The sequence below is a fragment of the Nonomuraea sp. N2-4H genome (assembly GCF_045291505.1).
Lineage (GTDB): Bacteria > Actinomycetota > Actinomycetes > Streptosporangiales > Streptosporangiaceae > Nonomuraea > Nonomuraea fastidiosa.
Genome location: NZ_CP147987.1, coordinates 8,898,247 through 8,905,964 on the forward strand (window position 1 = coordinate 8,898,247; position 7,718 = coordinate 8,905,964).

Consider the following 7,718-nt stretch of genomic DNA (forward strand, 5'->3'; position numbering starts at 1 on the left):
AGTCCACATCCGCCACGTTAGTCGTCCTACGGCGGATCAGTGCAAAGTGAGGACCTGGTGCCAACCTCGAAACGCTCGCGCCAACCCGTCGTCGCCGTCACCGGCGCGGCCTCCGGCCTGGGCCGCGAGCTGCTCGCGAGGCTCGTATCCGCCGCGGATTTCCGCAGAGTGGTGGCCATCGACGAGCAGCGCGGCGACGTCCAGGAAGCCACGTGGAGAGTGATCGACGTACGAGATCCGCTCTTGGCGAACCGGATCTCCGACATCGACGTCCTGGTCCATCTCGCCGGTGACTACGCCGTCGACTCCGACCCGGGGGAGCGGCGGGCGTACAACCTGCGTGCCGCGCAGACCGTGCTCACCGCCAGCGCCGCCGCCCGCGTGCGCAAGGTCGTGCTCGTCACGAGCGCGATGGTGTACGGCGCCGCGCCGGACAACGAGGTGCCGCTGCCTGAGGACGCCCCCGTGGCGGCCGAGCCCGACACCGGCGTGGTCGGCGACTTCCTGGAGATCGAGTCCCTGGTACGCAGGTCCCTGCGCAGCCACCCCGGCCTGGAGGTCACCGTGCTGCGCCCGGCCGCCGTCGTCGGCCCCGGCGTCGACACCGTGATCACCCGCCATTTCGAGTCGCCCAGGCTGCTCACGGTCAAGGGCTGCAGCCCGCGCTGGCAGTTCTGCCACATCGACGACCTGGTCTCCGCTCTGGAGATGGCCGCGCGCGGCCTGGTCAGCGGCGTGGTCGCGGTCGGCAGCGACGGCTGGCTCGAACACGAGCAGATCGAGGAGCTGTCCGGCATCCGCAGCCTTGAGCTGCCCGCGGGCGTGACGTTCGGCACCGCTCAGCGCCTGCACCGGCTCGGCGTCACCCCGGCGCCCGCCACCGATCTCCATTACGTCGTCTATCCGTGGGTGGTCGACTGCGCGACGCTGCGCGAGGCCGGCTGGAAGCCGCAGTGGACCAACGAGGCCGCGTTCCGGCAGCTCCTGGAGCTGCGCGAGAACCGTACGACCGTGGTCGGGCGCCGCCTGCCCGTCAAGGAGGCCACGCTCACCGCCGCGGGCGCGACCGTCGCCGTCATCGGTACCGCCGCGATCGTCCGTCAGGTACGCAAGAAGCGTCGCTCGTAACGGTTAGGCTCTTTCCGTGGACGTCATCCGCTTGCTCGGCATACGCGAGACCCCGCTCTCCGTCGACGAGGTGCTGGCCGCCGTGCGCGACCACGCCGCGGGCGGCACCGCCTTGTTCCTGGGCACCGTACGTGAGCAGGACCACGGCAAGCAGGTGACCGCTCTGTCCTACTCCTCCCATCCGACGGCCGAGGCCGAGCTGCGCCAGGTGGCCGAGAAGGTGGCGGCCGACTTCCCGGTGACCGCCGTCGCCGCCGTCCACCGGGTGGGCGATCTGGCGCTCGGCGACATCGCGGTGATCGTCGCGGTCGCCGCGCCTCACCGGGACGAGGCGTTCAAGGCGGCGCGCCGGCTGATCGACGACCTCAAGGCGCGCGTACCGATCTGGAAACACCAGACGTTCGCCGACGGCGAGACCGAGTGGGTCGGCGCCGGCGAATAAGCTCGAAGACATGTCACGACGCGCCCTGACCCTCCTGCTCGCGGGATTCCTCGTACTCGCGCTCGGCGTGGTGGGCGCGTTCCAGCCGGTCCCGTACGTCGTGCTGAGCCCCGGCCCGACCGAGAACACGATCGGCCTGGTCGACAACAAGCCCGTCATCTCGATCAAGGGCAGGCAGACCTATCCCACCAGCGGCGCGCTACAGCTCGTCACGGTGGCCTATCAGGGCGGCCCCGCGGCCAAGATCGACCTGCTGACCGCGCTGCGCGGCTGGATCGATCCCACCGTCGCGGTGGTGCCGCAGGAGACGATCTTCGCGCCCGACCGCACCCCGGAGGAGGTCGAGCAGGAGAACTCCGTCGAGATGACCGACTCCCAAGACGCCGCCACCGCCGCCGCGCTCAACGAGCTGAAGATCCCCTACACCATGGTCGTGGGCGTCGTCTCCACCGAGAAGGGCCGCCCCGCCGACGGCAAGCTGCTCAAGGGCGACGAGATCAACGCCGTCGACGGCAAGCCGACCAACGACGTCACGGCCGTCGCCGACGCGGTCAAGGCGCACAAACCCGGCGAGAACGTCACCTTCACCGTCACCAGAGGCACGCAGCAGCTCGACGTCACCGTGCCGACCGTCGCGGGCCCCAAGTCACAGAGCGTCGTCGGCGTGATGATGCAGGCGAAGTACAAGTTCCCGTTCGAAGTGGACATCAACGTCGGCGACGTGGGCGGGCCCAGCGCCGGGCTGATGTTCTCACTCGGCATCATCGACAAGCTCACCCCCGGCGAGCTGACCGGCGGCAAGAACATCGCCGGCACCGGCACCATCACCCCCGCGGGCGAGGTCGGCGCGATCGGCGGCATCGCGCAGAAGATGGTCGGCGCGAAGAAGTCCGGCGCCACGATCTTCCTGACCCCGGCCGACAACTGCGCCGAGGCGCTCAAAAGCGTTCCTGACGGGCTGCGGCTGGTCAGGGCCGACACACTGCACAGTGCGGTGGCGGCGCTCGACGCGCTGCGCACCGGCAAGGGCGATGTGCCCGCATGCGACGCCGGATGAAACTTCTGGCGGTCGTCGTGCGTTAGCCGTACGGCTGGCGCTGCGGTGTAGGTTGCCAGACACGGACCGTTTCTTCATTACGACGAGGGGTTGGCCTTGAGCTTCCGGACCCCAGGAGCCGGCAGGGCGATGCGCTTGCCCCGCCGACCGCGACTGCTTCTGCCTGTGGCGATAGCCCTCGTGGCGATCGTCGCGTTGTTCTTCCTGTTCTCGGGCATCTATACCGACTATCTGTGGTTCGACTCGGTCGGCTTCACCACGGTCTTCAGCGGGGTGGTGCTGACCCAGATCGTGCTGTTCCTGGTCGGGGCGGCGCTCATGGTCGCCATCGCGGGCGGCAACATGCTGCTCGCCTTCCGCACCAGGCCCATGTTCGGGCCGGCGATGTTCGGCGGGGCGAGCGGCGCCGACCGCTACCGCATGGCGCTCGACCCGCACCGCAAGCTGATCTTCATCGTCGGTATGGCGCTACTGGCGCTCTTCTCCGGATCCTCGTTCTCAGGCCAGTGGGGCACGTGGCTGCAGTTCGTCAACGGGGAGTCGTTCGGCAAGACGGACAAGTTGTTCGGGATCGACATCTCGTTCTTCATGTTCGACTACCCGTTCATCCGGATGGTGCTGAACTTCCTGTTCACCGCCGTGATCATCTCGATCGTGCTGGCGACGATCACGCACTATCTGTACGGCGGGTTCCGCCTCCAGCAGCCCGGCGTCCACGCCTCGCGCGCCGCCCGCATCCACCTGTCGGTGCTGCTCGGCGTCTTCGTCCTGCTCAAGGCCGTGGCCTACTGGCTCGACCGGTACGGACTCGTCTTCTCCGACCGGGGCTTCGTCCACGGCGCCTCCTACACCGACGTCAACGCCGTCCTGCCGGCCAAGACCATCCTCGCGATCATCGCGCTGATCTGCGCCGTGCTCTTCTTCGCCGGCGTGATCCGGCCCGGCGGCATGCTGCCCGGCGTCTCCTTCGGCCTGCTCGTGCTCTCGGCCATCCTCATCGGCGGCGTCTACCCGGCGCTGGTCGAGCAGTTCCAGGTCAAGCCCAACCAGCAGGGCAAGGAGTCGCCGTACATCCAGCGCAACATCGAGGCTACGCGCGAGGCGTACAACGTCGACAAAGTCGAGGTCGAGACGTACAACGCGCAGGCCGACCCGAGCAAGGTGCAGGCCAGCGGCGACACCTCCGTCTCCGGCGTGCGCCTGCTCGACCCGGCCCTGGTCTCCTCGACGTACGAGCAGACCCAGCGCATCAGGGGCTTCTACAGCTTCGCCGACCCGCTCGACGTCGACCGCTACCCCGACAGCTCGGGCAAGCTGATCGACCACATCGTCGGCGTCCGCGAGCTCGACGGCCCGCCCGAGGGCCAGAACAACTGGATCAACCGCCACCTCGTCTACACCCACGGCTACGGCTTCGTCGCCGCGCCGGGCAACCAGGTCGACAGCAGCGGCCTGCCCGCGTACGACGCCAAGGACATGCCGGTCACGGGCCCGCTGGTCCAGAGCACCCAGCTCAAGGAGTCGCGCATCTACTACGGCGAGGACCCGGCATCGGCCCAATACGTCATCGCCGGCGGCAACCCCAACGCGCCGCAGGAGCTCGACTACCCGGAGACCGGCGGCACCGGGCAGAAGAACACCACCTACACCGGCCGGGGCGGCGTCCCCGTCGGCTCGTTCTTCAACCGGCTCCTGTACGCCGCCAAGTACGGCGAGGCGAACATCCTGCTGTCCGGCGACATCAACGACAACTCCAAGATCCTGTACGTCCGCAACCCGCGTGAGCGGGTCCAGAAGGTCGCGCCCTACCTCACCCTCGACGGCAACGCCTACCCGGCGATCGTCGACGGGCGGGTGCAGTGGATCGTCGACGGCTACACGACGAGCAACGACTACCCGTACTCGCAGAGCGAGAGCCTCGGCGAGATGACGCGCGACACCTCGACCGACCGCCGTGTCATCGCCCAGCAGCCGAGCGACCGCATCAACTACATCCGCAACTCCGTCAAGGCCACGGTCGACGCCTACGACGGCACGGTCCGCCTCTACGCCTGGGACAGCAACGACCCGGTGCTGAAGACCTGGAGCAAGGCCTTCCCCGGCACGGTCCGCCCGGCCTCGGAGATGAGCTCTGAGCTGCGCCAGCACGTGCGCTACCCGGAGGACCTGTTCAAGGTGCAGCGCTACACGCTGTCGCGCTACCACATCACCGACCCGGCCGCCTTCTACAGCGGCCAGGACTTCTGGAACGTCCCCAACGACCCGACCCAGGACGACAAGAACATCAAGCAGCCGCCCTACTACCTGACCACCACGATGCCGGGCGGCCAGCCGACGTTCTCGCTGACCACCACGTTCGTGCCGCGTCAGGGTCCGAACCTGGCGGCGTTCATGGCGGTCGACTCCTCGGCGAGCGGCGAGTACGGCCGGATGCGCATCCTGCGGATGCCGTCCAGCACCCCGATCCCCGGCCCAGGACAGGCCCAGAACGCCTTCCAGAGCCGCTTCGCGGGTGAGCTGAACCTGCTGGGCGTCGGTGCCTCGTCGGTCCGTTACGGCAACCTGCTGACGCTCCCGTACGCGGGCGGCCTGGTCTACATCGAGCCGGTGTACATCCAGGTGGCCGCGGGCGGCGGTCAGGAGCCGTACCCGATCCTGCAGCGCGTGCTGGTCTCGTTCGGCAGCAAGATCGGTGTGGCGCGCACGCTGGAGGACGCGCTCAAGGAGGTCTTCGGCACCGAGCAGCAGCAACAGGATCAGCAACAGCAGGAGCAGGAGCAGGAGCAGCAACAGGAGCAGACGGAGGAGCAGGCCCGGCCCGACCAGGCCAGCACGGCGCTCAACAACGCGATCTCCAACGCTCGCAAGGCCTACTCCGACGCGCAGAAGGCGCTACAGGCCAGCCCGCCCGACTGGGACGCCTACGGCGACGCCCAGAAGCGGCTGGAGGAGGCGCTGCAGCAGCTGGAGAGCGCGCAGAAGCAGCAGGCGTCGCCGGCGCCGTCGCCCACCGGATCTCCGGAGGCGTCACCGTCAGCCACTCCGACGGGTTCGCCGTCGGCTTCGCCCAGCCCGTCACCGACCGGCTAGCAATTCGGTTTGCGCCCGCCCCGCGTCGCCCGGTAGCCTTCAAGAGCGCGACGACGCGGGGTGGAGCAGTTCGGTAGCTCGCTGGGCTCATAACCCAGAGGTCGCAGGTTCAAATCCTGCCCCCGCTACCAAGGCGAGAGCCCGGGATCCAGGGATGGAGACCCGGGCTTTCTGCATGATCGGATCCGATGATCCGGAGGCTTCAGGGGTGTCAGCGGCCTCGATGGTCAAAGCACTCCTGCGGAGCCTGTAGAGTATGTACAGCACACCGACGCGGGGTGGAGCAGTTCGGTAGCTCGCTGGGCTCATAACCCAGAGGTCGCAGGTTCAAATCCTGTCCCCGCTACCAAGTAGAGTCCCCGCCTCCGGCTCGTCCGGAGGCGGGGACTTTTTCGTTTTCTGGATGCGGGCGCTGTGCGCTCGGCCGATGTCGTCTGTCATATGGCCCGGCTGATCAGAAGGAACGCCTTCCGTACGGCCCAGCCGAAGAGGAGCACCCCGAAGACGATCTGGACGACGCGCATCCACAGGGGCGACCCCAGGTCCGCATAAATCACGATGCCGACCCACATCAGGCCGAACAGCCCGACCAGGACGACAGCCGCCCAGTTCAGCCCACGTTGCCACATATGCGCAGTCTTACAGGCGGTCGGCCAAGGGCGGGTATGCCCGAAGTCGTCATCATGTCATCGCATGTGTGGCGGTACTGGGGGTCTGTGGGAGATCGGAGTGGTTCACCGGCGGAGGTGTCGTCCGGTGCCGACGCAGCTCCGCATCCGCGGGCCGCGGGGACGCGACAGGGCACGGTTCGCCGGGGCCTCGGTTTGGGGTAGCGGGTCGGGTGATGACGGGCCGAGGCTCGGGGTGGAGTGGACGTGAGGGTCCGGCAAGTCCTGGCCGGTGAACGTCGCGCCGGTGAACGTCGGGCCGACGAAGGTCGGGCCGGTGATCGTCGGGTCGATGAGGGGGCCGTCCGGCAGAGGGGCGCCGGTGTTGGGCGGCTCGTACTCGTACGGTGCCGGCCCTTGTGACGCCGGTCCTGCCCCGGCGTGTCCTTCCCGAGGCGCTTCCTCTCCGGGGACGCCGGTCACAGGCTGGCTCGGCCATGGCCGACCCTCGTGATCCGGACCCTCGTGAGTCTGGCCTTCGTGAGGTTGACCTTCATGGATCTGGCCTCCGTGCGCCTCGCTCTCATCGGGCCGGGATTCCAGGTAGGCGCGCAGGGCGGCGGCTGCGCGTGCGTCGGCGAGGATGTGCTGTACGGCCTCATCGTCCTCGGGCAACTGGCCCCGCTCGGCCAGCTCGTGCCGGATGAAGGCCAGGGGGTCGGGCTCACCCGCGATGTCGGCCGCCACCGTCGCCCGCGCCGCGGTCAGCAGCCGCAGGTAGTCGTTGCGCAGGGAGGCCTCGCGCAACCGGGCGTGCTCCAGGTCGTCGATCAGAGTCCTGGCGATCCCCAGCAGGTCTCCGAGGTGGGTCGTCTTGTCGGCGAGGAACGCGCGGATGTCGTCGAACTCCGACCGGGTCATAGCGGTCACCCCTCCGTGAGCGGAGTCTGCTCGTGACCTACTTCGTACCTGGGCGCGATTGCGGATGACTTGCCGTCGGCTTGCCCCTCCACTCCGGATGGGCAGTGACATGCCGAGGTTTGAGTGTCTAGAGGGCAGGGAAGTACCTGCTGATTACCTGAGTGGGCTCGAGTAGGTCGTGCAGACTGCTAGAGTTGCTTCCCGCAGGGCCGCCGAGGGGCTCCCAGAGCCCCGAAGATGCCCGGCAAATCCCACTACCTTCAAGGTCGTCCGGCCGACGATTACGCATCGGTTCGGATCGGCTGGTAAGTTAGAGGGGTTGTCTCCGAAAGGGGATGCGGCTTAATTCTTGGCAAGTCGTTCGAGTCGGGTCAATTTGACAGGGCTCGGGGCGGCTGAAAAGATTAAGACACAACAAAACGAACGGAGTGAACGCCTCCGCCGCCGGGATCGCGGATGTGGTTTCGGTCGG

6 protein-coding genes and 2 tRNA genes are annotated in these 7,718 nt (G+C 67.9%); 6 read left to right on the forward strand and 2 right to left on the reverse strand.

All coding sequences use genetic code 11. The features are described from left to right. The first annotated feature begins 54 nt into the window (after window positions 1–54). The 6 genes from WBK31_RS41165 (at window position 55) to WBK31_RS41190 (ending at window position 6,066) form a co-directional block, all read left to right on the forward strand. Window positions 55–1,128 carry an NAD-dependent epimerase/dehydratase family protein gene (locus WBK31_RS41165; protein ID WP_364069134.1) on the forward strand — a complete coding sequence of 358 codons (1,074 nt, stop codon included), beginning with the start codon at window positions 55–57 and terminating at the stop codon, window positions 1,126–1,128. Between the two features lie 16 nt (window positions 1,129–1,144). Further along, window positions 1,145–1,570, forward strand: a complete 426-nt coding sequence (locus tag WBK31_RS41170) for a molybdenum cofactor biosynthesis protein MoaE (protein WP_364069115.1) — start codon at window positions 1,145–1,147, stop codon at window positions 1,568–1,570. Between the two features lie 10 nt (window positions 1,571–1,580). Further along, window positions 1,581–2,627 (forward strand): PDZ domain-containing protein, encoded by a 1,047-nt coding sequence (locus tag WBK31_RS41175; RefSeq protein WP_364069116.1) that lies wholly within the window; start codon window positions 1,581–1,583, stop codon window positions 2,625–2,627. 129 nt (window positions 2,628–2,756) lie between these two features. Continuing rightward, on the forward strand, window positions 2,757–5,717 hold the full coding sequence (locus WBK31_RS41180; protein WP_378785136.1) for a UPF0182 family protein: 2,961 nt from the start codon (window positions 2,757–2,759) through the stop codon (window positions 5,715–5,717). 54 nt (window positions 5,718–5,771) lie between these two features. Further along, window positions 5,772–5,848 (forward strand) — tRNA-Met (locus WBK31_RS41185). A gap of 141 nt (window positions 5,849–5,989) precedes the next feature. Continuing rightward, a tRNA-Met gene (locus WBK31_RS41190) sits at window positions 5,990–6,066 on the forward strand. Between the two features lie 88 nt (window positions 6,067–6,154). On the opposite strand, the gene WBK31_RS41195 is transcribed toward WBK31_RS41190, so the two are convergent. Both WBK31_RS41195 and WBK31_RS41200 read right to left on the reverse strand, forming a co-directional pair. After that, on the reverse strand, window positions 6,155–6,346 hold the full coding sequence (locus WBK31_RS41195) for a hypothetical protein (RefSeq protein ID WP_364069120.1): 192 nt from the start codon (window positions 6,344–6,346) through the stop codon (window positions 6,155–6,157). Window positions 6,347–6,451: 105 nt separating this feature from the next. Continuing rightward, window positions 6,452–7,246: a hypothetical protein gene (locus tag WBK31_RS41200; RefSeq protein WP_406674139.1), complete on the reverse strand. Its 795-nt coding sequence runs from the start codon at window positions 7,244–7,246 to the stop codon at window positions 6,452–6,454. Between the last annotated feature and the right edge of the window lie 472 nt (window positions 7,247–7,718).